Annotated in this window: 18 protein-coding genes; 15 read left to right on the top strand and 3 right to left on the bottom strand. The window is 70.6% G+C overall.

Annotation, left to right across the window (positions count from 1 at the left end; all coding sequences use genetic code 11):
* Positions 1-86 precede the first annotated feature (86 nt).
* The gene (locus tag IU450_RS14005; RefSeq protein WP_195150233.1) at positions 87-500 is read left to right on the top strand and encodes a hypothetical protein; all 414 of its coding nucleotides are present in this window, start codon (positions 87-89) and stop codon (positions 498-500) included.
* Here the strand turns inward: IU450_RS14005 and IU450_RS14010 are convergent.
* Together IU450_RS14010 and IU450_RS14015 are read right to left on the bottom strand one after the other, a co-directional pair.
* Positions 457-4,716: a UvrD-helicase domain-containing protein gene (locus tag IU450_RS14010; protein ID WP_195150234.1), complete on the bottom strand. Its 4,260-nt coding sequence runs from the start codon at positions 4,714-4,716 to the stop codon at positions 457-459. The two genes, IU450_RS14005 and IU450_RS14010, sit on opposite strands and share 44 nt — an antisense overlap.
* 43 nt (positions 4,717-4,759) lie before the next feature.
* Entirely contained in the window at positions 4,760-8,182 is a 3,423-nt protein-coding gene (locus IU450_RS14015) for an ATP-dependent helicase (RefSeq protein ID WP_416382865.1), read from the bottom strand.
* 72 nt (positions 8,183-8,254) lie between these two features.
* Between IU450_RS14015 and IU450_RS14020 the strand changes: the two genes are divergently transcribed.
* The 13 genes from IU450_RS14020 (at position 8,255) to narI (ending at position 23,897) form a co-directional block, all read left to right on the top strand.
* Positions 8,255-9,031: an alpha/beta fold hydrolase gene (locus IU450_RS14020; RefSeq protein ID WP_324197667.1), complete on the top strand. Its 777-nt coding sequence runs from the start codon at positions 8,255-8,257 to the stop codon at positions 9,029-9,031.
* A 4-nt stretch (positions 9,032-9,035) separates the two neighbouring features.
* On the top strand, positions 9,036-9,347 hold the full coding sequence (locus IU450_RS14025) for an MGMT family protein (RefSeq protein WP_195150236.1): 312 nt from the start codon (positions 9,036-9,038) through the stop codon (positions 9,345-9,347).
* A 53-nt stretch (positions 9,348-9,400) separates the two neighbouring features.
* Positions 9,401-10,156 carry a VOC family protein gene (locus IU450_RS14030; protein ID WP_195150237.1) on the top strand — a complete coding sequence of 252 codons (756 nt, stop codon included), beginning with the start codon at positions 9,401-9,403 and terminating at the stop codon, positions 10,154-10,156.
* 82 nt (positions 10,157-10,238) lie between these two features.
* On the top strand, positions 10,239-11,981 hold the full coding sequence (locus IU450_RS14035) for an NTP transferase domain-containing protein (protein WP_195150238.1): 1,743 nt from the start codon (positions 10,239-10,241) through the stop codon (positions 11,979-11,981).
* A gap of 545 nt (positions 11,982-12,526) precedes the next feature.
* A complete protein-coding gene (locus IU450_RS14040) occupies positions 12,527-12,697 on the top strand; it encodes a hypothetical protein (protein WP_195035157.1) in 171 nt (56 codons plus the stop codon).
* A 216-nt stretch (positions 12,698-12,913) separates the two neighbouring features.
* Entirely contained in the window at positions 12,914-13,255 is a 342-nt protein-coding gene (locus IU450_RS14045; protein ID WP_195150239.1) for a DUF1330 domain-containing protein, read from the top strand.
* Positions 13,256-13,333: 78 nt separating this feature from the next.
* Positions 13,334-14,980 (top strand): S-methyl-5-thioribose-1-phosphate isomerase, encoded by a 1,647-nt coding sequence (gene mtnA / locus IU450_RS14050; RefSeq protein ID WP_195150240.1) that lies wholly within the window; start codon positions 13,334-13,336, stop codon positions 14,978-14,980.
* Positions 14,977-15,552, top strand: a complete 576-nt coding sequence (locus IU450_RS14055) for a 1,2-dihydroxy-3-keto-5-methylthiopentene dioxygenase (protein WP_195150241.1) — start codon at positions 14,977-14,979, stop codon at positions 15,550-15,552. Before mtnA ends, IU450_RS14055 begins: the two co-directional genes overlap by 4 nt.
* The gene (mtnC, locus tag IU450_RS14060; protein ID WP_195150242.1) at positions 15,549-16,238 is read left to right on the top strand and encodes an acireductone synthase; all 690 of its coding nucleotides are present in this window, start codon (positions 15,549-15,551) and stop codon (positions 16,236-16,238) included. The genes IU450_RS14055 and mtnC overlap by 4 nt, the downstream gene beginning before the upstream one ends.
* A 714-nt stretch (positions 16,239-16,952) precedes the next feature.
* Positions 16,953-20,663 (top strand): nitrate reductase subunit alpha, encoded by a 3,711-nt coding sequence (locus tag IU450_RS14065; protein ID WP_195150243.1) that lies wholly within the window; start codon positions 16,953-16,955, stop codon positions 20,661-20,663.
* Between the two features lie 53 nt (positions 20,664-20,716).
* On the top strand, positions 20,717-22,465 hold the full coding sequence (gene narH / locus IU450_RS14070) for a nitrate reductase subunit beta (protein ID WP_195150244.1): 1,749 nt from the start codon (positions 20,717-20,719) through the stop codon (positions 22,463-22,465).
* Positions 22,462-23,142, top strand: a complete 681-nt coding sequence (gene narJ, locus IU450_RS14075; RefSeq protein WP_195150245.1) for a nitrate reductase molybdenum cofactor assembly chaperone — start codon at positions 22,462-22,464, stop codon at positions 23,140-23,142. The genes narH and narJ overlap by 4 nt, the downstream gene beginning before the upstream one ends.
* Positions 23,139-23,897 (top strand): respiratory nitrate reductase subunit gamma, encoded by a 759-nt coding sequence (narI, locus tag IU450_RS14080; protein WP_195150246.1) that lies wholly within the window; start codon positions 23,139-23,141, stop codon positions 23,895-23,897. The genes narJ and narI overlap by 4 nt, the downstream gene beginning before the upstream one ends.
* A gap of 67 nt (positions 23,898-23,964) precedes the next feature.
* On the opposite strand, the gene IU450_RS14085 is transcribed toward narI, so the two are convergent.
* Positions 23,965-24,447: a VOC family protein gene (locus IU450_RS14085; RefSeq protein WP_195150247.1), complete on the bottom strand. Its 483-nt coding sequence runs from the start codon at positions 24,445-24,447 to the stop codon at positions 23,965-23,967.
* A 315-nt stretch (positions 24,448-24,762) separates the two neighbouring features.
* Here IU450_RS14085 and IU450_RS14090 point away from each other — a divergent pair, with 315 nt between their 5' ends.
* Entirely contained in the window at positions 24,763-25,392 is a 630-nt protein-coding gene (locus IU450_RS14090) for a hypothetical protein (protein WP_195150248.1), read from the top strand.
* Positions 25,393-25,397 lie beyond the last annotated feature (5 nt).

Consider the following 25,397-nt stretch of genomic DNA (forward strand, 5'->3'; position numbering starts at 1 on the left):
GGGTGTCGTTCTGTGGTGCGCACCGTCGAGTCCGCATTCGCACGACCCGGCTCGAACGGAAGCGGGCATTGATGTAAGGGTTCCTCATGGCAGAAAACACGCTGACACCCGCGCTCGACGGTGGCCGACGGCCCGCGCTGGCCCTCGCTGCCCTGCTGTTCGGCACCGGGGTGCTGCATTTCGTCTGGCCGAAGCCCTTCGATTCCATCGTGCCGCGCGGACTGCCCGGCAAGGCTCGTGACTACACCTACGCCTCCGGCGTGGCCGAAATCGGCGTCGCCGCCGCACTGGCGGCGCCGCGCACCCGCAGCTTCGGCGGACGTCTCGCGGCGCTGCTGTTCATCGCGGTGTTCCCGGCCAATGTGCAGTTCACCGCGGACATGCTGGCCAGCGAGAAGGCGCCGCGGCTGGTCAAGATCGGCTCCGCGCTGCGGCTTCCGCTGCAGATCCCGCTGATCACTCAGGCGCTGGCGGTGAGCCGGCGGGCGCGACGTTCCTGATCAGCTCGGCCAACTCCTCCGGTCCGGCCAGGTTCACCGGCGCGATGGTGCGCCCGGTGCGCACGTAGTGGAACGCGGCGCCGACGCGGTGCAGCATCTCCTGCTCCGGCCGTCCCTCCCGCGCGGCCATCAACCGCGCCCACGCCAGGCGGTAGACCGCCAGCTGCATGGCGACCGCGGGTTCCTCCGCCGTGCTCGGCTCGGCGCCCGTCTTCCAGTCGACCACGGTCCAGCGCGCGCCCGGCTCGGCGAACACCGCGTCCATCCGCCCGCGGATCACGGTGCCCGCGATCGAGGTCTCGAACGGAATCTCCACCTCGATCGGGCTGCGGTCGGCCCACCGCGAGTTCAGGAACGCCTCCTGCATCGCGGTCAGCTCGGCGTCCAGGCCCGCGTCGGCCGCACCGTCGGCGGCGCCCGGCAGCTCGTCCAGCCCGAGCAGGCGGGTGGAACCGAACCACCGCTGCACCCAGGCGTGGAACGCGGTGCCGCGGCGCGCGAGCGGATTCGGCGGGTAGGGCAGCGGACGACGCAGGCGGGCGGCCAGTTTCGCCGGGTCGGCGCGCAGCTCGACCAGGGCGGTCGCCGCGATCTGGCCGGGTAGCTCGACCTCCGCGGCGGCGACCGCGGCCGCCTGGTGCTCGGCGAGCAGGGCATCGACGTCGGCGGCCCAGCCTTCCGGGTCGTCCGGGTCCGGTGCGGGGTGGGTGCGCTCCGGCCGGTACGGGTCCTCCGGCGGGGGCGGAGCGAAGCCGCTCGCGGCGAATACCGGCTCGTCGGCGGACAGGTACTCCTCCACCGGGTCGGGAGCCGCGCCGAAGTACGGCTCGATGTCCGCGTACGGGTCGGCGTATTCGGTCCGCGTGAAGTCGAAATCGTCCGCGAGTTCGTCCGGTGGGAACTCGTCGTCGGGCGGATAGTAGGCCGGTTCGTCCGGGTAAGCCGCCTCCGCGTCCGGCGGTGAAGCTTCCCCGTGCGACGGTGAAGCCACCTCGTTTTCCGGTGAAGCTCTCGCGTCCGACGGTGGAGCCACCCCGTCCCGCGATGAAGCCTTCTCCTCCGGCGGTAAGGCCTCCTTGTTCGGCGGCGCCAGGCCCTCCTGGTCGAGGGCGACGCGGGGCTCGTTGGTCTCATGCGCGTCCGGACCGGTATGGGCCGGACGAGCGCGCAGGTCGGCCAGCGCCGCGCGGACCAGCGCGGCGCCCTGTTCGATGGGGTCGCGGCGGGTGCTGAGCGGGTCGCGCGGCCACTCGGCGGTGGCGGGGTTGTCGGTGAACGGGTTGACGGCGTCGGCCGCGGGCGGGTCGTCCCAGCGGTCGATCGCCAGGACGTCGTATGCCGGGCTGCCGGGGTCCTCGTGCGCGTGCTTCAGCTCCAGCAGGAAATCCGAGGGGCCTTTCGGCGTGCTGCCGGTCTCGGCCCAGTAGTGGGCCGAGACCAGCAGCACGCGTTCGGTTCTGGTGAGCGCGACGTAGAACAGGCGGCGTTCCTCATCGATCCGGCGGCGCTCCAGCGCCTCCTTGTGCGCCTTGATCGCACGGTCGAGGTCGGCGCGGTCGTACAGGTCGGTGAGATCGAGCACCGGCACGCCCTCGGCCGCGTCGTCCTGCTGCCGGTCGCCCCGCAGCGACGTCGGCAGCTCGGCGAGCGCGCCCAGCCACGTGCCGGAACCGACCTTGGACGGGAACACGCCCTCCACCACGTGCGGGACCGCGACGATCTCCCATTCCAGGCCTTTCGCCGCGTGCACGGTCAGCACTTGGACGCGATCCTTGGCGACCTCGACCTCGCCCGGTTCGAGTCCGTTCTCGACCTCCTCCGCGGCGGTGAGAAAGGCGAGCAGCCCGCCGAGCGAGGCCCCGGTGTCCGCGGCGTATCCGGCCACCACTTCCGCGAATGCGTCCAGGTGCTCGCGCCCGGCGCCGGTGCCCGCCATCGCTCGCCGGGTCTGGGTCTCCACACCGACGCCGATGGTGCGTTCGACATCGGCGACCAACTCCGCCAACGGCTGACCACTGCGTTCGCGCAATGCGGCCAGCTCACGCCCGAGCGCTTCGATCCGAGCGAACCCGGCCGCCGAATACTGCTCCGGCGGACCTGGATCGGCGACGGCGTCGGCCAGCCCGGCCTGTTCGGCGGGCTCCGGGGCCACGTCCCGCAGCGCCTCGTCCAGCGTGGCGCCGTCGGCTATCTCGGCCCCCGCCTCGGACCCGGGTCGCCGGATGGAGAGGTCCCTGGCGCGGCGGGCGAGAGCGGCGATGTCGGCGACGCCGATGCGCCAGCGCGCGCCGGTCAGCACGCGCATGGCGGCGCTGCCGGAGCCGGGTTCGGCGATCAGCCGGAGGGTGGCGACGATGTCGGCGACCTCCGGTGTGGCGAGCAAGCCGCCGAGCCCGACGATCTCCACCGGAAGTCCTTGCGCGCGTAGTGCTTCCGCGAGCGGCGCGGCGTCGGCATTGCGCCGTACCAACACCGCCGAGGTGGGCGGTTGCTGCTGCGCCGCGCGCCGGGCGGCCCACTGCGCGGCGATCCGCTCGGCCACCCACTCGCGTTCGCCGGCGACGGTCTCGGTCAGCGCGAGCGCCACCTCCCCCGGCCCGGCGTCGGGCTTGGCGCGCAAAGCGTCGACCGTCACCCCGCCGCCCTCGATCGCCTTGCGCCGCAACGGTTCCGCGACCAGGTTCGCCAGGGCCAGCGCCTCCGGAGGATTGCGCCAGCTGGTCAGCAACGCCAGCGTGGGGGCCGGTACCCCCGGCGCACTGGGGAAATCGGTGGCGAACCGGGGCAGATTCGCCGCCGAAGCGCCACGCCAGCCGTAGATCGACTGCATCGGATCGCCCACGGCCGTCACGGCAAGCCGCTGCCCATCGTGTCGCGCGCGCTGGTCGCGACCGGCCGCGGCGTACGGATCGTGTGCACCAGCCGGTGCGGATGTATTGCCGATCGGCGTGTCCGGGTCTCGGACGATGTCGTGCGGTTCGCGCGCGGTCGTGCTGGTGTGCAGCTGATCGCCGTCCGCGCCGGGTGACAGCGGGTCCGCCTCCCCCGTGGCGGAATTCGGCTCGTCCGTGCCGCCATGTCCTTCCCGCTCGGCTGAATCGGCGTGCGCGGTCGTGTGGGACGCATCGACTGTCGCCGAGTCCGCCGACGTGCCGCCCGAGAGCGGATCGTCGAGGCCGTTGGCGGCCTGCGCCGCTCGTTGTGGGTGCACGTTCGCGCGTGACGAATCCTGGTCCCTGTTAGCAGGATCACCATCCGTTACCGGAGGAACGTCGTGCGCGTCATGCGGCGGTGTCGAGCCCGGCACACCGCCGAACAGGGCGGCGAGCAGGACTCGCTGGGCGTGGCCGGTGTCCTGGTATTCGTCGAGCAGCACCAGCCGGAACCGGGCGCGTTCGGCGGCGGCCACCTCGGGGTGCTCGGCGGCCAAGCGCGCGGCCAGGGACATCTGCGCGCCGAAATCGAGTGCGCCGCGGCGGCGCAACGCCTCGGTGAGCTGGTGCACCAGCGGCAGCAGCGCCACCCGTTCCTGCTGCACCTGCACGATGTTGAGCAGCGTTTGACTGGGTCCGCCGCGCTGCCGCGGACCCGCGGGCAGCGTGTGCACCAGCTTCGCCAACTCGGTGTGCGCCTCGGCCAACTCCTCCGGCTCGACCAGATGCTCCGCGAGCTGCCCGGACAGCGCGAGCACCGCCTCGGTGACCGACACCGGGGTGCGCTCGGTCTCCAGATCGCCGTCCCAGGTGCGGACCACCTGGTGGGCGAGCTGCCAGAGCTGGGTCTCGGTCAGCAGGGTCGCCGAAGGTTCCACCGGAAGAAGCAGGCCGTGTTCGGTGAGCAACCTGCCCGCGTACGAGTGGTAGGTGCTGATCTCCGGCTCCGCGCCGGTCAGCTGGGCGCGCAGCCGACCGCTCGGGTCCAGTTCACGCAGCAGCGGCGCGCCGGCCAGCCGGGCCAACCTGGTCCGGATGCGGGCGGTCAGCTGCTGGGCGGCTTTGCGCGTGAAGGTCAGCCCGAGCACCTCGTCCGGCAGGACGAGCCCGTTCGCGACCATCCACACCACGCGGGCGGCCATCGTCTCGGTCTTGCCCGCGCCCGCGCCCGCGACCACGAGGGTCGGGCCCGGCGGCGCCGCGATCACGGCTGCCTGTTCGTCGGTCGGCGGCGGCAGGCCCAGCGCCTGCGCCAGCTGATGGGGCGTCACCCGGTCGTTCACGGCGGCGCCCCGGCGACCTGCCGCGGCGAGGCCGAGGGCGCGCTCACTCGTCGGTCACCTGTCTCCCGCTGTCCTGCACGGGACAGCTGCCCGCGACCGCGCAGTGGCGGCATCCGTCGTTGCGCATGGCGAGGTAGCTGGGGCCCTGAGTGGACGCCGCGGCTCGGTGAATCGTGTCACGCCAGTGCTCGAGCGCCTCGGCGTCCAGCGGGGGCTGCAAGCGCTGGGTCGCGCCCTCCGCCTTGCTCGGCTTCGCGACATAGACCAATCGTGCCCCGCCGGGTTCGCCGGACGGATCGGCCCCCTCGGCGGAGCCGGATTCTCCCGCGGCGTCGAGGGCACCCGTGGCGGCCGCCACCTGATAGGTCGCCAGCTGCGCGTGATCGACGGCGGCCTGCTTGGTGACCGGGGACTTGCCGGTCTTCACGTCGACGATCACGAAACGGCCTTGCGCGTCCCGCTCCAGTCGGTCGACGCGGCCCCGGATCCGCACGGCGCGTTCGTCTTCGGTGCGCGCGGGCAGCACGCAGTCCACCGGCACCTCGACACCGGCCTGGGTGAGTTCGCCGCGGGTGTTGCGAACCCAGGCCTGGAAGTTCTCCAGCATGGCCTCGGTGCGGCGCAGCTCCTGCCTGGAATGCCAGCCCGTCCCGGGATCCACCGCCTGCCAGGCCCGATCCAGCGCCGCACGCACCTGGTCCGGGGGCACCTTGCCCGCCAGCGCCTGCACCAGCGTGTGCACCAGGTTGCCCTTGACGGCGTGTGGATTGTCGCCGTCGGTGCCGCCGTGGCGTTCCAGTGCCCAGCGCAGCGGACAGGTGCGCAGCAACTCGACGGTGGAGGGTGACAGCGCCACCGCGCCCTCGTCCTCGGCCCACAGCGGACGCAGCGAACTGAGCTCGGCGGTGCCGTACCAGTCGTCGGGGTGGGTGCCGCGCACGCCCGCGTCCGCCAGCCGCGCGAGCTGGTGCGCGGCGCGACGCCTGCGCTCCGGGTCGGCCTCGGGATCGCAGACCACGCCGCGCAATTCGGCGACCAGGGAGTGCATCACCAGGGCGCGGCCGGGATCGACCACCGGGAGCGCGCCGGGCTCGCCGTCGTCGTCGTGCCCGAGCAGCTCGGCGAGAAAACGCGAGGGCACCAGGTCACGTTCGCCCGCCACCGACTCCACCGCGGTGACCAGCAGCGATCGCCGGGCCCGGCTGCACGCGACGAGCAGTAGCCTGCGCTCCTCGGCGAGGATCGGCGCCGCACGGCTCACCCGCTCACCCGCGTCGGACACCCCGGCGGTGAGATCCACCAGGTCCTCGGTGTGCAGCAGGGTGCCGCGCGAGCGCGGATTCGGCCAGATCCCCTCCTGGACGGCGGCGACGGCGACCACGTCCCATTCCCGCCCTGCGGCGGCGTGCGCACTCAGCAGCGCCACCGCCTCGCCCGGTGCGGTGCGCGGCGCCGCGTCGAGCGGAATCTCCTGCTGCGCCAGATATTCGACGAACCCTTCGATGCTCGCGCGCGGCAGCCGGTCGACGTAGGCGGCGGCCGCGTCGAACAGCGCGACGGCGGCGTCCAGATCGCGATCGGCCTGCATGCCGACCGCGCCGCCGCGCTCCGACTGCGCCACCCAGCGCCGTTCCAGCCGGGAACCGGTCCACAACGCCCACAGGACGTCCTCCAAGCCCGCGCCGCGTCCGCGCGCCTTGCGGGCCCGGTGCAGGGCGTCCAGCACCCGGCGCAGCGGCGCCGCCTCGACCTCGGTGAGCCGGCCCAGGATCGCCGGATCGCCCGCCCCGATCAGCTGGTCGCGCAGCACCTGCGCGGAGGGGCGATCGATATCAGTGCCGCGGTGCTGGGGCGGATCGTCGCCGGTATCCGGGGTTTTCGCGCTGGCGCGCGCGGATTCCAGCACCGCGCGCCGAACGCCGCGGCGCAACCGGCGCAAGGCGATCTGGTCGGCGCCGCCGAGCGGCCCGGACAGCAGGTCGAGGGCGTCTTCCGGCTCGAACGCCGGTTCCGCGCCCCGCTGCGCCGCCTCGCCCGCCAGCACCGCGCGCAGCGACAGCAGCATCCAGGCAGCGCCGCGCCTGCGCGCCAGCGGCGTGTCCAGCGCGGGCTGCCGCACCGGCACGCCCGCGGCGAGCAGGGCACGGCGCAGCGGCGCCAGCGACAGCGGCACCGATCGGACGATCACCGCCATCCGCGACCACGGCACCCCGCCGGTGAGGTGCGCGCGGCGCAGGTGGTCGGCGATGAGCGCGGCTTCCTTCGCGGGTGTGGCAAGCACGCGCACCCGCACCTCGGTGCCGTCGTCCCGCGGTTCGGCCCGTTCCGGCACGGGGATGCGCTGCGGCGCACTGCCCGGCAGACGTGCGGCGATCCGCGCGACCGCCAGCTCAACCTGACCGCTGAAGCGATGGTTGGCGCGCAGCACGACGCGCCGGTCGTCCGGCACGTCGAGTTCGGCGACGAACCGCGCGTCGGCGCCGCGGAAGGCGAAGACGGCTTGATCGGGATCGCCCGCGATCACCGTGATCCGCGCGCTGTGCCCGATCGCCTTGACCAGGATCGCCGCCTGCGGGTCCAGGTGCTGTGCGTCGTCGACCAGCAGGTATCTGATCCTGGCGCGTTCGGCGGCAAGCAGATTCGGGTCGGCGGCCAGCGCGTCCAGCGCCGCGCCGACCAGTTCGGCGGCGTCCAGCGCGGGCGCGGTCGCCTCCGGCGCCTCCACGCCGACCGACCAGCGCAGCAGCATCGTCTGCTCGTAGCGGATGGCGAACTTGCCCGCGGCCACCCACTCCGGTTTGGCGTGCTCGCGGCCCAGCCGTACCAGGTCTTCCGGCCCGATGCCGCGTTCGGTGGCGCGCAGCATGAGATCGCGCAATTGCTCGGCGAATCCGCCGAGCGCGAGCGCGGGCCGCAGTCGCTCCGGCCACAACCCGCGCGCGCCCTCGGCCATGTCGGCCAGGTCGCCGCGCAGCATTTCGCGCAGCACCGCGTCCTGTTCGGCTCCGGTCAGCAGACGGGGCGGCGGGTTGCCGTGCGCTGTCGCGTGCCTGCGCAGCACGGAGAAGGCGTACGAGTGCAGGGTGCGCACCAACGGTTCTCGTGTGGCGCCGGGCACACCACCCTCGCCGCCGGGCTCGGGTCCGCTCAGCCGCGTGGTGATGGCATCGCGCACGGCGCCCGCCGCCTGTTTCGAATGAGTCAGCACCAGCACCGAATCGGGATCGGCTCCGGCCGCGATGCGCTCGGCGGCCAGGTCGACCAGCAGGGCTGTCTTGCCGGTTCCGGGCCCGCCGAGTACCTGCCAGGGCCGCCACCCGGGGCGCGCGGGACCGGCCTCGGTCGCGGCGTCCAGCAGCGCGCGAACGTCGGCGCCCCAGTCTCGCGGCCGGGGCGCCACCACATTCCGGCGAACCAGTCGCACCGCGCCATCCGATCGCACCACGCGGGCTATTGCAACAGACACGACCGACACGCCGGTACACGCCTCCGTGTGACCGGCACTGCGCGCGATTCCGGCGCAGGTCACAATGGACCGGTGTCTGTTCTGAATGTCCACCGGTTCGGTCCGACGACAGGACCGGTGGTGCTCGCCCTGCACGGCGTGACCGGCCACGGCAAACGCTGGGAAGACCTGGCCACCCGGCATCTGCCCGACGTCCGCGTGCTCGCACCCGACCTGCGCGGACACGGTCGCTCGACCTCGCTGCCGCCGTGGAACTTCGAGACCATCGTCGACGACCTGGTCGACCTGGTCACCACCGAGGCGGAAGGGCCGGTGGTGGTGGTCGCGCACTCCTTCGGCGGCGCGTGCGCGCTGCACCTGGCGCATCGGCATCCCGACCTGGTGCGCAAGCTCGTGCTGCTCGATCCGGCCATCGCGCTGGAACCGGAATGGCTCAACGAGATCGCGCTGTCCACCCTGGTCTCGGCCGACTACGACAGCGTCGACCACGCGCGCCGGGACAAGCTGGACACCGGCTGGGGCGATGTCGAGCCGCGGCTGCTCGAAGCCGAACTGCTCGAACATCTGATGCCCACCGCGGACGGGCGCTTCGGCTGGCGGATGAGCCTGCCCGCCATCAACTCCTACTGGGGCCAGCTGGCCCGCCACTGGGTGCTGCCGCCCGCCGACCTGCCCACCGTGCTGGTGCAGGCGATGAAGGTGCACCCGCCGTTCGTCACCCCGGAGTTCCGCGCGGCGCTCACCGAGCACATGGGCGCGAACCTGACCGTGCTCGAGTGGAACTGCGATCACATGGTGGCCCAGGCGTATCCGGCCGAGACCGGCGAACTCGTGCGCTCGGTGCTCTGAGCCGATGCCGACCAGCGACGCCCAGATCGAGCGGGTTCGCGCCCTGGTGGCGTCGGTTCCGCCCGGCCGGGTCGTCACCTACGGCGACATCGCCGCGGCCGCGGGACTGTCCACGCCACGCACGGTGGGCTGGATCATGCGCACCGACGCGGCCGACCTGCCCTGGCATCGCGTGCTCGGCGCGAGCGGCAAGCCCGCCGCGCACCTGGCCCGTCGCCAGCTGCGCCTGCTCGCCGAGGAAGGCGTGCCGATCCGGGACGGACGCGTCGACCTGCGCGCCGCGCGCTTCCCGCTGCCCGATCCCGCGGCAGGCTGACACCGCTTTCCGAAATGCCTCCGAGCCGGATCTGCGGCCAGTACCGTTGATCCATGCCCACCCGCCTGGCATGTGTCGTGTTCGATGCCGACCGGCCGCGTTCGGTCGCGGATTTCTGGGCCGAACTGCTCGGCTGGAGTGTGACGCTCGACCGGCCCGACGAGGTGAACGTCGCGGCCCCCGACGCCGACGGTGGCGAACTCGCGCTGACCTTCCTGCCCGCGATGCGGGCCAAGGTCGGCAAGAACCGCCTGCATCTGGATCTGGCCACCCGCTCGCGGGAGCACCAGCGCACCCAGGTGGACCGGGCGCTGGCCCTGGGCGCGCGAGCGGTGAACATCGGCCAGGGCGCGGTGCCGTGGGCCGTGCTGGCCGACCCGGAAGGCAACGAATTCTGCGTGCTCGAACCCAGGGAGGAGTACGTGGACACCGGAGCCGTCGCGGCGGTGGTGGTCGACACGCGCGAGCCGCAGCGCCTCGCCGACTTCTGGGCGGTCGCCACGGGCTGGCCGTCCGCCCGGCGCGGTGAGCGGCTGGCCGGGCTGCGTTCGCCGACCGGACTGGGCTCCTGGCTGGAGTTCGTGCGCACCCCCGACGCGGGGACCGGCCGGACCAGGCTGCGCCTGGACCTCACCTCGTTTCCCGCCGACGACCGCGCCGCCGAGGTGGCCAGGCTGCACGCGGCGGGCGCCACCACCGTCGACCGCGGCGCTCCGGCCGCCGACCGCGACACCGACCTCGTGCTCGCCGACCCGGAGCTCAACGAGTTCCGCTTGCTGCCACCGGCCCGCTTCTGGTCCAACGCCTGATCGACGCCGTCCGGTCCACGGCTTCCCCGCCGTGACGAATTAGCATGACCGCCATGGTGTACCCAGCTCGAAGTCGTGGCCTATGACCGCCGCCGACGCGATCGTGCTCGCGGGCGGCCGGGCCAGCCGGATGGGCGGCGTGGACAAACCGGCTATCGTCATCGGCGGCCGTTCCATGCTCGAGGTGGCGCTCGCCGCCGTGGCTTCGTGCGGGCACACCGTGGTCGTCGGACCGCACCGTCCCGAGCTTCCGCCGCGATTCGTCCAGGTGCGCGAGGTACCGCCCGGGTCGGGTCCGGTGGCGGCGATCGATACGGGGCTGCGCGCGCTCGGGTCCGCCGCTCCGCTGGTGGTCGTGCTGGCCGCCGACCTGCCGTTCCTGGCTCCGTGGGCGGTCACCGAACTGATCCGGCACGCCACCGAATCCGGCGCGGACGCGGTGTTCGCCGCCGACGAGTCCGGACGCCCGCAGTACCTGATCGGAGTGTGGCGGCGCTCCGCGCTGGCGGCCGCGCTGGAGGGGCTCGGCGCGCTGATCAACCAGCCGATGAAGGCGCTGGTGCCCGCCGCCGCCGCGATCATCCCGCTGCCCGGAGTCGGCGACTGCGACACCGAGGAGGAGGTTCGGCAGGCCAGGGCCACCGTCGACGCGCCACGGCGGCACCCGGCGCTGGATCTCGACGCGGCACGAGAGATGCTGCGCGGCAATCTGTCCCGGCTCACCGCCTACGAAGCCGACCTGCGTTCGGTGATCGGGGCCGCGCTCGCGGATCCGCTGACCGCCGCCGGGCCGTTGCCCCGCTTCGACGTCTCCGCGATGGACGGCTACGCGGTGGCGGGCGAGGGGCCGTGGCGCCTGCGCCGCGACATCGGCTTCGCGGGCGGCAGGCGGCCGGTGGGGCTGCTGCCGGGCGAGGCGGTGCGGATCGCCACCGGCGCGCACGTACCGGACGGCACCACGGGTGTGCTGCGCGACGAGTTCGCGCACGTCGCCGACGAAACGCTGTACCGCCTGCCGGACACCCCGCTGCGCGACGACATCCGCCGCCGTGGCGAGGACCGGCAGGCCGGTGATCTCGTCGCACCGCAGGGCTCGCCGGTCACCGCCGCGTTGATCTCCGCGGCAGCGAGCGTCGAGGTCACCGCGGCGCCGGTACGCGGCCCGGTGCGCGCGCGCATCGTCATGACCGGTGACGAGATCCGCAGCGAGGGGCCGTTGCAGGCGGGACAGACCCGCGATTCGATCGGCCCGATCCTGCCGGAGCTGCTGTCCTGGTACGGCATTCGCACCGCCGACCGAGTGCACCTGCGCGACACTCCGCACGGATTCGACGAGGTCATGGCCGTGGCGCCGGATCACGACCTGCTGGTGATCGTCGGCGCGACCGGCGGCGGGGCCGCCGACCAGCTCCGTGCCGCCCTGGCCCGCGCCGGAGCCGAGATCCTGGTGCCGCGCCTGCGGCTGCGCCCCGGCGGCTCCACCGTTGTCGCCGAACTCGCCTCCGGCACGACGGTGCTCGGCCTGCCCGGCAACCCGTTCGCCGCCGTCGCCACGCTCATGGCGCTCGCGCCCGCGATCGTCGAGGGCCGCACCGGCGCGCCCGCGGCCCGCCCGCTGCGTGGGCCGCTGCACAACGCGGCGGAGATCGCGGCGCAGGTGACTCGCGTCGTGCCCGCTCGCGCCGCCGAGGAAGGCGGCTGGGTCGGCGACCCGGCCATCCGCACCGCCCATCTCGGCGGCCTGATCGATCGCGAGGGGTTGGTCGTGGTCCCGCCCGGCGCCGTCGACGGCGTGACGGTCGAGTTCCTTCCGTTGCGCGGCTGAGCGTGGCGTACGGCACGACTCGTCCGCAGCTACCTCCCCTCATATGCCGCGAAAACTATTGCGGTGCTTGTGGTTCAACGGTGCGAGCGAGCGTTGTCGACGCGGGAATGCGCACTCTGGTCTCGGATGACGGAAAACTGTTGCCGCACAACGATATTCTCGACGGCGACAACGACACGATCCATCCGACGCGCACGTTTCGGCATCGCAATTCGATTCTTCGCGATAAATCCGATGTCACGCGGAGCCGGAGCGATATCGACCGCTCTCGAACAGGTTCACGCGACCCGGTTTGTTGCCGCTTCGAACACTCGACCGAACCTCCGGCAACCCGCCCGTCAAAAATGGCAGTACGCTGCCCACCCAGCCGCGTTCGCCACTGAAACCCACCTTCAATAGCACCTCTACCTGCGGAAATGCTGCAAACAGCCGCTCCGGGCCATATTTTTCATTTCCCCTTCCGGAAGCTCCATCAGCTCGCTATCGTTTGTTCGTTAGGCTGTTCGTTAGGCGAATATCAATCCCCCGGAAAGGACCGTGTGGAGATGGCTGAAAAGTCGAAGAAAACGCCTAAGAAAATGCCGAAGCAGATGCCGAGGCAGCAGCAGCAACAGCGCCAGGAGCAGGACATGCGCGAGGGCGCGGATATGGAAGGCCGTCGGGGCACCAGGTCCGAGATGCCCGACCGGCGCGGCGAGCAGGACCGTCGCCACTAGCTGATCTGCGCCACCCGCGCCGCCGGCCCCAACTCCTCCCGGGACCGGCGGCTGCGGTCGTGCAAGGTCCGGTGTACTCACCCCGGAGGTACTTACCCCGGAGGTATTTACCCCGGAGGTATTTACCCCGGAGGTAATTGTCACCCCGCGCGCGGCGGACCTACCGTCGGTTCGACGCCACTCCCGGCGTCTTCGAACGAAGGAACGCCGACCATCATGTCCGCCTATGGCTTCGCCCACCTCCGCGGTCGCAGGCCCCATCCCGACATCCTGGAATACCTGAAGCGCATCCAAGCCACCCTGGACCCGTTCGGTGGCCGCTTCGTCATCCACGGGCCCCCGGCCGAAGTCGTGGAAGGCAGCTGGCCCGGGAGCATGGTGCTGATCGAGTTCCCCGGTATGACCGAAGCGCGGGAGTGGTACCACTCGCCCGCCTACCAGGAGATCCTGCCGCTGCGCGCCGATCACGTCGACGGCGACCTGCTGCTGATCGAAGGCGTCGGCCCGGACTACGACCCGAGCGAACGCGCCGACAAGCTGCGCGCCGAGGCGGTCTGACGCGATTTCCACCCGCCATCCGCTGTCCGATACCGTTGACCAGGCACGACACGGCTCGACGCGATAAGGATGCGCCCGATGGACGACAGCTCTCTGGTCTGGGACGACGGCGCGCTCGTCACCATCGACCAGCGCGGACTGCCGCGCGAGGTACGTGAGCTGCGACTGAGCACGGTGGACCAGGTCATCGACGCGATCAAGGCGCTGGCCATCCGCGGCGCGCCCGCCATCGGCATCGCCGGAGCGTTCGCCGTCGTCATCGCCACCGCCGCGCACACCGTGGACGGCGTGGTCGACGAGGCTGCGGTGCAGGCCGAGGCGGACCGGATCGCCGCGGCGCGGCCGACGGCGGTCAACCTGGCCTGGGCGGTGCGGCGGGTCCGGGCTCAGGTGGGCCGGGGCGCCGACGCGGTGCTGGCCGAGACGCTCGACATGCTGGCCGAGGACGGCCGGGTCAACCGGGCCGCCGCCACCAACGCCGCCGACCTGGTGCAACGCCTGTGTCCGGACCGGCCGCTTCGGGTGCTGACCCACTGCAATACCGGCCGGCTCGCCACCAGCGCGTTCGGCACGGCCATCGGCACGCTGCGGGTGCTGTCCGAGCGCGGCGCGATCGAGTACGTCCTGGTCGACGAGACCCGTCCGCTGCTGCAAGGCGCGCGGTTGACCACATGGGAGCTCGCCGAAGCGGGTATCCCGCACCGGCTGACCATCGATTCCGCCGCCGCCTGGGCGATGGCGACCGGGCAGGTCGACTGCGTGCTGGTCGGCGCCGACCGGGTCACCGCCAACGGCGACGTCGCCAACAAGATCGGCACCTACGGTCTCGCGCTGGCCGCCCGCCACCACGGCATCCCGTTCGTCGTCGTGGCCCCGGAGTCCACCCGCGATCTCGCGATGGCCACCGGCCGGGAGATCGTCGTGGAGGAACGGGCGGCGGCCGAAGTGACCGGATTCGGTGGTGTGGCAACGGCTCCCGCGCACACCGAGGTCTTCAATCCGGCCTTCGACGTGACGCCGGCCGAACTCGTGACGGCGGTGGTCACCGAGCACGGCGTGGTGCACCGATCCGATCGGTCGCACGGGGCGGCGATCGCGGACGTCGCACGCGAGCTGTACCGGCGCGGCTGGATGCCGGGCACGGCGGGCAACATCTCGGTGCGCACCGGCGCGACCGCCGTCGTCACCGGAAGCGGGTTGTCCAAAGGCGAACTCACCGAGCGCGACATGGTCACCGTGCGCGTGGCGGACTCCGCGCCGGTGGCCGACCACGGCCGCAAACCGTCCGCCGAGACCACCATCCACACCGCCGTGTACCGGGCCCGCCCGGCCCAGGCCGTGGTGCACATTCATCCGCCGTTCGCCACCGCGCTGGCCGGCCGCTCGGCGGCGCGCGGCGCCATCGGCACGCTGCGGATCACCGACTACGAGCTGATCAAAGGGCTCGGCGGCGCTGATTCGGCCATCGCCGACATCCCGGTCTTCCCGAACTGGCCCGAGGTGCCGCGCATCGGCGCGGACATCGAGCGCTACCTTCTCGACCATCCGGACGCTCTGCCGGTGCTGGTCATCGCCGGGCACGGCATCACCGCATGGGGCGAGAATCTCGCCCAGGCGCGCGATCGCGCCGAATGCCTGGAAGCATTGTGTGAGCTGGTGTCCCGCACCGGCAGTCCGGCGGCGTTCGGCCCGCGCGACGATGTACTCGAGATTGGACTGACATGACCCTGCTGCAGGTGATGGCCGCCGCCGACGCGGCCGACGTGCGCGTGCGTACTACCGACGACGAGCGGATCGGCACCGAACTGGCCAGGCACGGCATCACGTTCGGCCGCTGGCCGGTGGTCGAGAACGCCGCGTCGGTGTCCTCCGACGAGCTGCTGGCGCACTACGAGAAGAACGTCGCCGACCTGAACGAGTTCGGACGCTACAAGCACATCGATATCGCCCGCATCCACCCCGACGACGCCGACCCGCAGTGGCCGGAGATCGCCAAGGGCGCGCGCGGGAAGTTCCTCGACGAGCACCGGCACGCCGAGGACGAGGTGCGCTTCTTCGCCGCCGGACGCGGCTGCTTCTATCTGCACCTGGGCGACGAGGTCCTCGCGGTGGTCTGCGAAGGCGGCGACCTGCTCTCGGTGCCCGCGGGCACGCTGCACTGGTTCGATATGGGCGAGCGCCCGGACTTCATCGCCATCCGCTTCTTCGAGGAAGAGGACGGCTGGGTCGGCGACTTCACCGGCGACAAGATCAGCGCGGGCTTCCCCACTCTCGACGAGCTGCTGACCGCGCCGTGATCGGCGCCGTCGTCGTCGACATCGAGGGCACCACCAGCCCTACCGCCGCGGTCCGCGAAGACTTGTACGGCTACACCCGGCAGCGGCTTCCGGGCTGGCTGGCCGAGGACAGCCCGGCGGCGGCCGCCGTCCTGGCCGCGACCAGGGAGCTGGCCGGGCAACCGGACGCGGGCCCGGCCGAGGCCGCCGCGATCCTGCGCGGGTGGCTCGACTCCGATGTGAAGGCCGAGCCGCTCAAGACCGCCCAGGGCTTGATCTGCGCGGAAGGCTTCCGCAGCGGTGCACTGCACGGCGAGTTCTTCCCGGACGTGCCACCGGCTCTCGCCGCCTGGCACGCCGCGGGGCTCGCGCTGTACGTCTACTCCTCGGGATCGGTGCGCAATCAACAGGATTGGTTCGCCTTCGCGCGCGGCGGCAGCCTGTCCGACCTGATCAGCGGGCACTTCGATCTGTCGACGGCGGGCGGCAAGCGCGAATCCGCCTCCTACGACAAGATCGCGGGCGCCATCGGCGCGCCCGCCGAACGCATCCTGTTCCTGTCCGACCACCCGGACGAACTCGATGCCGCCGTCGCCGCGGGGTGGCGGGTCGTCGGTCTGGCCCGCCCCGGGGAGCCGAATCCGCCACGGCCACCACACCGCTGGGTCGACACGTTCGCCGAGATCGATCCCACCGCGATCGCCTGAACGCGCTATGCGCCCTTACGGGCAAGTGCCGCAGTCACTTTCAGCACCGGCCTCATCAGTCCCCGAGGCGACGGCCACAGCACAGCTGGTCAACGGGTCGGGAACCGGCGCGGTGGTAGTGCCGCCATTTTCCGCGGCACGGGGGTAACCGGTCCCGCTGGGCTGCGAGGCGGCCGCCGCACCGAAACCGCGTCCGCCACCGGTCACGACATAAGACAGTGCCATCTGGTCGATGGTAGACAGACCGGCCGCCGCGACCACACCGGTGAATTCGTGGCGGCCGGACCCTCGCGCTCCGCCGGGCACTGAATTCATCAGCAGCAGATAATTTTCAGCGAATTGTGATTGTGCTTACAATACGTGGCGCGGAAGTCCGGGCCGAAACGCTGCGGAGGCGGTAAACGCGACGCCTACGACGAACGATCGGATGTGTTAACAAATGTAAAGCACTGGAGAACCCGCCGTTTCCAAAGCATCACCGACGATGCCGCGGGCGGGCTCTCCGGATCCGATTCCGTACAGCTCAGAGCATATTTCCCCTGGTCGGCCCGCAGGACGGCGCGCGGATGCGACGGGCTACCGTGACCGTGACGTTGCGCCGGTCTCACAACTCACCATGCTCGCAAATGGGCTGTGAGAGAGATGTTTGGCCAGCCGTGCACGCCTCTTTACAGTCGGAGCATCCACCCGATCGCACAGCTCGAAGGGGACGTCGTGGTTAATTCGCGTACCCAGGGTCGCGTACCCTCCGCTCCGGCCACCGACGCCGGGGACGCGCTCCTGCGGCTGGGGAAATATTTCCACCGGGGCGAGGTGTCGGCCGATCAGCGCACGCTGCACAAGGTCGGCGGGCGCAGCGCCGACGAGTTCTACCGCGATCGCTGGTCGCACGACAAGGTGGTGCGCTCCACGCACGGCGTGAACTGCACGGGATCGTGCTCGTGGAAGATCTACGTGAAAGACGGCGTGATCACCTGGGAGTCGCAGCAGACCGACTACCCCTCGGTGGGCGCCGACAAGCCGGAGTACGAGCCACGCGGCTGCCCGCGCGGCGCGTCGTTCTCCTGGTACACCTATTCGCCCGCCCGAGTGCGCTACCCCTACGTGCGCGGCACCCTGCTGGAGCTGTACCGGGAAGCCAAGTCCCGGCTCAAGGACCCGGTGCTGGCCTGGGGCGAGATCGTCGAGGATCCCGAGAAGGCGCGCAGCTACAAGGCCGCCCGCGGCAAGGGCGGATTCGTGCGCGCCGAGTGGTGGGAGGCGGCCGAAATCGCCGCTGCCGCACACGTCTACACGATCAAGCAGTACGGCCCGGACCGGGTGGCCGGATTCTCCCCGATTCCGGCGATGTCCATGGTCAGCCACGCCGTCGGCGCCCGGTTCATCTCGCTGCTCGGCGGCTCCATGCTGTCGTTCTACGACTGGTACGCCGACCTGCCGGTGGCCTCGCCGCAGGTGTTCGGCGACCAGACCGACGTGCCGGAGTCCGCGGACTGGTTCGACGCCGGGTACCTCATCATGTGGGGCTCGAACGTGCCGGTCACCCGGACGCCGGACGCGCACTACATGACCGAGGCGCGCTACCGCGGCCAGAAGGTCGTGGTGGTCTCCCCCGACTACGCCGACAACACCAAGTTCGCCGACGAGTGGGTTCCCGCGCGTCCCGGCACCGACGCGGCGCTGGCCATGGCGATGGGCCATGTGGTGCTGAAGGAGTTCTTCGTCGAGAAGTCGACGCCGCGCTTCCTCGACTACATCAAGCGCTTCACCGATCTGCCGTACCTGATCACACTGGACGAGCACGACGGCGCCTATGTGCCCGGCAAGTTCCTCACCGCCGCCGACCTCGGGCACACCGGCGAAGGCGTGCAGTTCCAGACGGTGCTGCTGGACGCGCAGGCCCAGCCGGTGGTGCCGAACGGGTCGCTCGGGCATCGCTTCGGCGAAGCGGGCGCCGGGCGCTGGAACCTCGATCTCGGGGACGTCGATCCCCTCCTGAGTCTGTATGGCCGCACCGACGATGCTGCGGCCGTACAGATTCCCCGCTTCGACAGCGACACCCCGGGTGTGCTCACCCGCGGTGTGCCCACCACGACCGTCGCGGGCAAGCGGGTCACCACGGTCTTCGATCTGCTGCTCGCGCAGTACGGGGTCGGTCGCTACGGGCTGCCCGGCACCTGGCCGAGCGGCTACGACGACGCCTCCGAGCCCTACACCCCGGCCTGGCAGGAGGCCATCACCGGCGTGCCCGCCGTGCAGGCCCAGCGCATCGCGCGGGAGTTCGCCGACAACGCCGACCGCTCCGGCGGCCGGTCGATGATCCTCATGGGCGCGGGCACCAATCACTGGTTCCACTCCGACCAGATCTACCGCGCGTTCTTCACCCTGACCCTGCTGACCGGCTGCCAGGGCGTGAACGGTGGCGGCTGGGCGCATTACGTCGGGCAGGAGAAGTGCCGTCCCGTCACCGGATGGTCCACCCTGGCCTTCGGCCTGGACTGGCAGCGCCCGCCGCGGCAGATGCAGGGCACGGTGTTCTGGTACCTCACCAACAATCAGTGGCGCTACGACCCGTTCACCGCGGAGTCGTTCGCCTCGCCGCTGGGCACCGGGAAGTTCGCCGGCCGCACCGCCGCCGACAACATCGCGCTGGCCACCCGGCTTGGCTGGATGCCGAGCTACCCGACCTTCGACCGCAATCCGCTCGACCTGGTGGACGAGGCCGAGGCCGCGGGCAAGACCGCGCCCGAGCACGTGGTGGACGGGCTGAAGTCCGGCGACCTGCGGTTCGCCTGCGAGGACCCGGACGCGCCGGAGAACTTCCCGCGCTGCCTGACCGTGTGGCGGGCCAACCTGCTCGGCTCCTCGGGCAAGGGCAACGAGTACTTCCACCGCCACCTGCTCGGCGCCGACTCCAACCTGCAGACCACCGACGCCACCGGCGTGCGGCCGCAGGAGCTGACCTGGCGCGAGACCGCCGCCACCGGCAAGCTGGATCTGCTGCTGTCGCTGGACTTCCGGATGACCAGCACCACGCTGTTCTCCGACATCGTGCTGCCCGCCGCCACCTGGTACGAGAAGCACGATCTGTCCTCCACCGACATGCACCCGTTCGTGCACGCCTTCTCCCCGGCCATCTCGCCGCCGTGGGAAGCCAAGACCGACTTCGACGCCTTCCACCGGATCGCGCGCGGGTTCTCCTGGATGGCCGAGAAGCACCTGGGCAAGCGCAAGGACATCGTCGCCGTACCGCTGCAGCACGACTCGCCAGACGCGACGGCCCAGGCGGGCGGGCGCGTGCTGGACTGGAAAGCCGGTGAGTGCGAACCGATTCCGGGCAAGACCATGCCGAAACTGGTCGTGGTCGAACGCGACTACCCGAAGCTCGCGGAGAAGATGGCCGCGCTCGGGCCGCTGATCGACACGCTCGGCGTCACCACCAAGGGCGTCACCACCTACCCCGACCAGGAGGTCGAGTACCTCGCCGGGGTGAACGGCACCGTGGTGTCCGGCGTGGCGCAGGGCCGCCCGTCGCTGGCCAAGGACACACACGCGGCCGAGGCGATCCTCGCGCTGTCGGGCACCACCAACGGCCGGCTGGCGGTGGAGGGCTTCCACGCGCTGGAACGCCGCACCGGAACCAAACTGGCCGACCTGGCCGCCGAGCACGAGGGCAAGCGGATCACCTTCGCCGACACCCAGGCTCGGCCGGTGCCGGTGATCACCTCGCCGGAGTGGTCGGGCAGCGAGACCGGTGGACGCCGGTACTCGCCGTTCACCATCAACACCGAGCGGCTCAAGCCCTGGCACACGCTGACCGGGCGGCAGCACTTCTACCTGGACCACGACTGGATGATCGAGCTCGGCGAGCAGCTGCCGATCTTCCGTCCGCCGCTGGACATGACCGCGCTGTTCCACGAACCCTCGATCGGCGACGTCGGTGACAAGGGCGTCACGGTGCGCTACCTGACCCCGCACTCGAAGTGGTCGATCCACTCCGCCTACCAGGACAACCTGCACATGCTGACGCTCTCGCGCGGCGGGCAGACGATCTGGATGTCCGATCGCGACGCGGCGAAGATCGGTGTGGCCGACAACGACTGGATCGAGGCGATCAACCGCAACGGCATCGTGGTCGCGCGCGCCATCGTCAGTCACCGGATGCCGGAAGGCACCGTGTTCATGTACCACGCCCAGGACCGGGCGGTGGACGTACCGCGCATCGAAGGCCTCGGCGAGGACACCAAGGGACGAGGCAAGCGCGGCGGCATCCACAACGCGCTCACTCGCATCATGATCAAGCCATCGCATCTCATCGGCGGCTACGCGCAGCAGTCGTTCGCGCTGAACTACCACGGTCCCACCGGGAACCAGCGCGACGAGGTCACCACGATCCGCAAACGCTCGCAGAAAGTGGAGTACTGACATGAGCGAGCCCGGCACGAGGACACCCACCGACGCGAGAAAGCGGTACTGACATGCGCGTCATGGCACAGCTGGCCATGGTGATGAACCTGGACAAGTGCATCGGCTGCCATACCTGCTCGGTCACCTGCAAGCAGGCATGGACCAACCGCGGCGGCACCGAGTACGTCTGGTTCAACAACGTGGAGACCCGCCCCGGACAGGGCTATCCGCGGCAGTACCAGGACCAGGAGAAGTGGAAGGGCGGCTGGACGCTGAACAAGCGCGGCAGGCTCACCCTGAAGTCCGGGTCCCGGCTGAAGCGGCTGCTGAACATCTTCGCCAACCCCGATCTGCCCACGGTCGAGGACTACTACGAGCCGTGGAGCTACGACTACGACAACCTGCTGTCCTCGCCGCCGATGGACACGACACCGGTGGCGCGGCCCAAATCGCTGATCACCGGCGAGGACACCAACGTCACGTGGGGCGCCAACTGGGACGACGACCTCGGCTCCGGTCCCGAGCAGGTCGGCCGGGATCCGCTGCTGGCGAAGCTGTCCGACCAGGTGAAACTGGAGTTCGAAGAGACCTTCATGTTCTACCTGCCGCGGATCTGCGAGCACTGCCTGAATCCGTCGTGCGCCGCGTCGTGCCCCTCCGGCGCGATCTACAAGCGCGCGGAAGACGGCATCGTGCTGGTCGACCAGGACAAGTGCCGGGGCTGGCGGCAGTGCGTGTCGGGCTGCCCGTACAAGAAGATCTACTTCAACCACAAGACGGGCAAGGCGGAGAAGTGCACCTTCTGCTACCCGCGCGTGGAGGTCGGCATACCCACGGTGTGCTCGGAGACCTGCGTGGGGCGGCTGCGCTACATCGGCGTCATGCTCTACGACGCCGACGCCGTGCTGGAGGCCGCGTCGGTCTCCGAGGACAAGGATCTCTACCCGTCCCAGCTCGGTGTGTTCCTCAATCCTCATGATCCGCGGGTGATCGCCGAGGCGGAGCGGGCCGGTATCTCGCCGGAATGGATTCAGGCGGCCCAGGATTCGCCGGTCTACAAGCTGATCGTGGACTACCAGATCGCGCTGCCGCTGCATCCGGAGTACCGCACCATGCCGATGGTCTGGTACGTGCCGCCGCTGTCGCCGGTGGTGGACGTGCTCGCCGAGACCGGCCACGACGGCGAGAACGCGTCGAACCTGTTCGGCGCCATCGACGCGTTGCGCATTCCGGTGGAGTACCTGGCCGAGTTGTTCACCGCGGGCGAGGTGGGTCCGGTGCGCGCGTCATTGCAGCGCCTCGCGGCGATGCGCGCGTTCATGCGGTCGGTGAACCTCGGGGAAGAGCCCGATCCCTCGATCGCGCCGTCGGTGCGGCTGGAGCCCGAAGAGATCGAGGCGATGTACCGGCTGCTGGCCATCGCCAAGTACGAGCACCGCTACGTCATCCCGACCGGCGCGGGAGCCCGTGCGCACGAATTGGATTCGCTCGCCACCGGATGCAGCCTGGACACCGACGGCGGGCCGGGTATGACGGCGTTCGACCAGATGGTGGAGAAATTCCACCTCACCGACAGCAACGGCGCCGCGCCGCAAGAGAAGTCGTCCCGGATCAATCTGCTGAACTGGGACGGCAAGAGCACCGAGGGCTTGGTGCCGAACGGGCAGGCGGACGACAACGCCAACGGGCACACGAACGGCGCGTCCAACGGGCACACGAACGGTACCGCCAACGGCGGGCATCCGAGCGGCAGCGGCAACGGGCACGCCGACGGCACGGGCGTCGCGGGCGACCCGGCCTCGACCGGAGCAGGCCGATGAGCCTGCTCAAACTGCGCCGCCGCCCGGAACCGGTGGTCGAACTCGCCCAGCGCGACCGGCAATTGGTGTGGCGGATCGCCGCGCTGCTGCTGGACTACCCGAGCGAGCAGACGCTGGCCATGGTCGACCAATTTGACACCGCCGCAACCGGATTGCCGGACGAGGTGCGCGCACACCTGAGCGACTGCCTCGACTACCTGCGGACGACCCCGCCCCTGGAACTCGCCGCGGACTATGTCGCGACCTTCGACATGCGCCGCCGCGCCAGCCTGCACCTGACCTTCTACGCCTACGGCGACACCCGCAAGCGCGGGATGGCGCTGCTGCGGTTCAAGCACGCCTACCGGCACGCGGGCGTCGAACTCGGCGACGAGGAGCTGCCCGATCACCTGCCGGTGTTGCTGGAGTTCGCCGCCACCGTCGATCCGATCGGCGGCGAACGGTTGCTCGGCGAACACGTTCCGGTGCTGGAGCTGCTGCGACTCTCGCTGTCCGACAACGGATCTCCCTATGCCGGTGTGCTCGCGGCGGTCGGTGCGACGCTGCCCCCGCCGACCACCGCCGACCGGCGGCGCATCGCCGAACTCGCCGCCCAGGGCCCACCCGAGGAGGAGGTCGGGTTGGAGCCCTTCGCGATGGACCCCTCCCTGTTCGACGGATCGGAAGGCCGACGATGAACGCAACGCCGAACCTGCCGACCGCGCTGTGGCTGATCCTGCCGTACGTCGCGTTCACCTCATTCGTGCTCGGGCACCTGTGGCGCTACCGCAACGACCAGTTCGGCTGGACCACCCGTTCCTCGCAGATATACGAGAGCCGCCTGCTGCGCCTGGGCAGCCCGCTGTTCCACTTCGGCATGCTCGGTGTGTTCGGCGGTCACGTGCTCGGCGTGCTGATCCCGGAGTCGTGGACCGCCGCGATCGGGATCTCCGAGCACCTCTACCACGTGATCGCGGTCGGGGCGGGGTCGGTGGCCGGTCTCGCCGTGCTGGCCGGGGTCGGCATCCTGCTCTACCGCCGGTTCACCGTTGCGGCCGTCCGCAAGGCGACGACCGGCAACGACAAGCTGATGTACGCGCTGCTGGCCGCCGCGCTGATCACCGGCCTGCTCAACACCTGGGGCAGCAATCTGCTGTGGGGCACCTACAACTACCGCGAGACGGTCTCGCCCTGGTTCCGCAGCCTGTTCACCCTCGCCCCGCAGCCCGAGCTCATGGTGGACACCCCGTGGACCTTCCAGCTGCACGGATTGGTCGTGCTCGCGCTGATCGGGCTGTGGCCTTACACCCGGCTGGTGCATATGTTCAGCGCGCCGGTCGGCTACTTGGTGCGGCCGTACGTGGTCTACCGCAGCAAGGAATACGACGCTCCCGACAAGCGCCGTTACGCCCGTGCGTGGGACTCTCCCGTGACCCCCGAACGCTGGCGCTGACGGCGCCGTCGAGCGCGGGACCCCGCCCGGACAACGGCGTCCGGGCGGGGTCTTCGACGCGTGTGGATCAGGCGTTGGCGGCGTTGGCGGCGTTGTCGGCGTTGTCGTAGGCGTCCTGCAAGACCTGGACGTCGAGTTTGGACATCGATCGCAGGGCGGTGCCGACGGCGATGGTCTTGGCGGGATCGTCGCCGCCCATCAGCTTCGGCAGCGCGGCGGGCACGACCTGCCAGGACAGGCCGTAGCGGTCGGTCAGCCAGCCGCACGGCCCGGGCTCGCCGCCGTCCGCGGTGAGCGCGTCCCACAGTCGATCGACCTCGTCCTGGGTGTCCACGATCACCTGCAGTGACGCGGCATCGGTGAGCGGGTGGTCCGGCCCGCCGTTCATCAGCGTGACCGCGTGGCCGTCCAGCTCCAGCGAGACGATGAACGCCGAACCATCGGAGTTGCGGGAGACGTCGACCACCCGCGAGTTCGGGATCGCGGAGGCGTAGAAGGCGGCGGCTTCCTCGGCGGCGTTGTCGAACCAGAAGAACGTGTTGACGGACATGTGGTGCTCCTGTGTGGTGGTGTCCTGCTGTCACCTACCGGTCGGAGCCGCCGGTTCGTCTTCGACATACTTCGCGAATTTCCCCGAATTTTTTTCCGGCAGCGTCGACCACTCTTGGCCAGGTGATCGCTGAAAGCGCTTCGATCCCCCGGGGCTTCGCAGCTTTTCGCAGGCAGAACCCATCGACCCAATGGATAACCAGGCATACGCTGATGTTTGGCCAATGCGATGTGGTCTACCCCACTTCCGGGGACATCATGTCTCGACCCCCGGCTTCGCCGGTGCACAGCGGTCGAGGCGAGCAAGGAGTGAGCAATGAAAGGTGGAGGAAGAATCGCGCTAGGGGTGGGCATCGGGTATCTGCTCGGCCGCACCCGCAAGATGCGCTTCGCGTTGTCGCTGGCAGGCGCCGCGATGGCCAAGCGGTCGACGGGAACCCCCGGTGATCTGCTCGAACGCGGGACGTCGCTGCTCAAATCGTCGCCGGAGTTGACCCGGATCACCGACACCGTGCGCGGCGAGTTGCTCGGCGCCGCGCGGTCCGCCGCGGTCACCGCGGCGAGTAGCCGCCTCGACGCGCTGAACGCCAGGTTGCAGCAGGGTTCGACGCCGACCGACGAGGATCGCCGTGGCTCGCGAGAGACCGATTCCGACGAGTACGAGGACGAGGACGCGTCCGCCGACGACGATCTCGAAGACGAGTACGAGGAAGACGAGGACCAGTCCGACCAGGGCGAGGACGAGGACGACACCGAGGCCGAGGACGACACCGAGCGGCCCGCCGCGCGGCGCGCTCGCCGACCGAGTACCGCGGGCAGGCGTGCAGCGAGTTCCCGCACCGCGGACCGTTCGGCCGACTCGGCGGATCGCAAGCCGTCCGGGAGTCGTGGACGCCGTAGTCGCACCGATACCGGCGCCGCCCCTGTGCGTCGCACGAGGAGGTGACTCCG

The organism is Nocardia abscessus (assembly GCF_015477775.1).
GTDB lineage: Bacteria > Actinomycetota > Actinomycetes > Mycobacteriales > Mycobacteriaceae > Nocardia > Nocardia abscessus_A.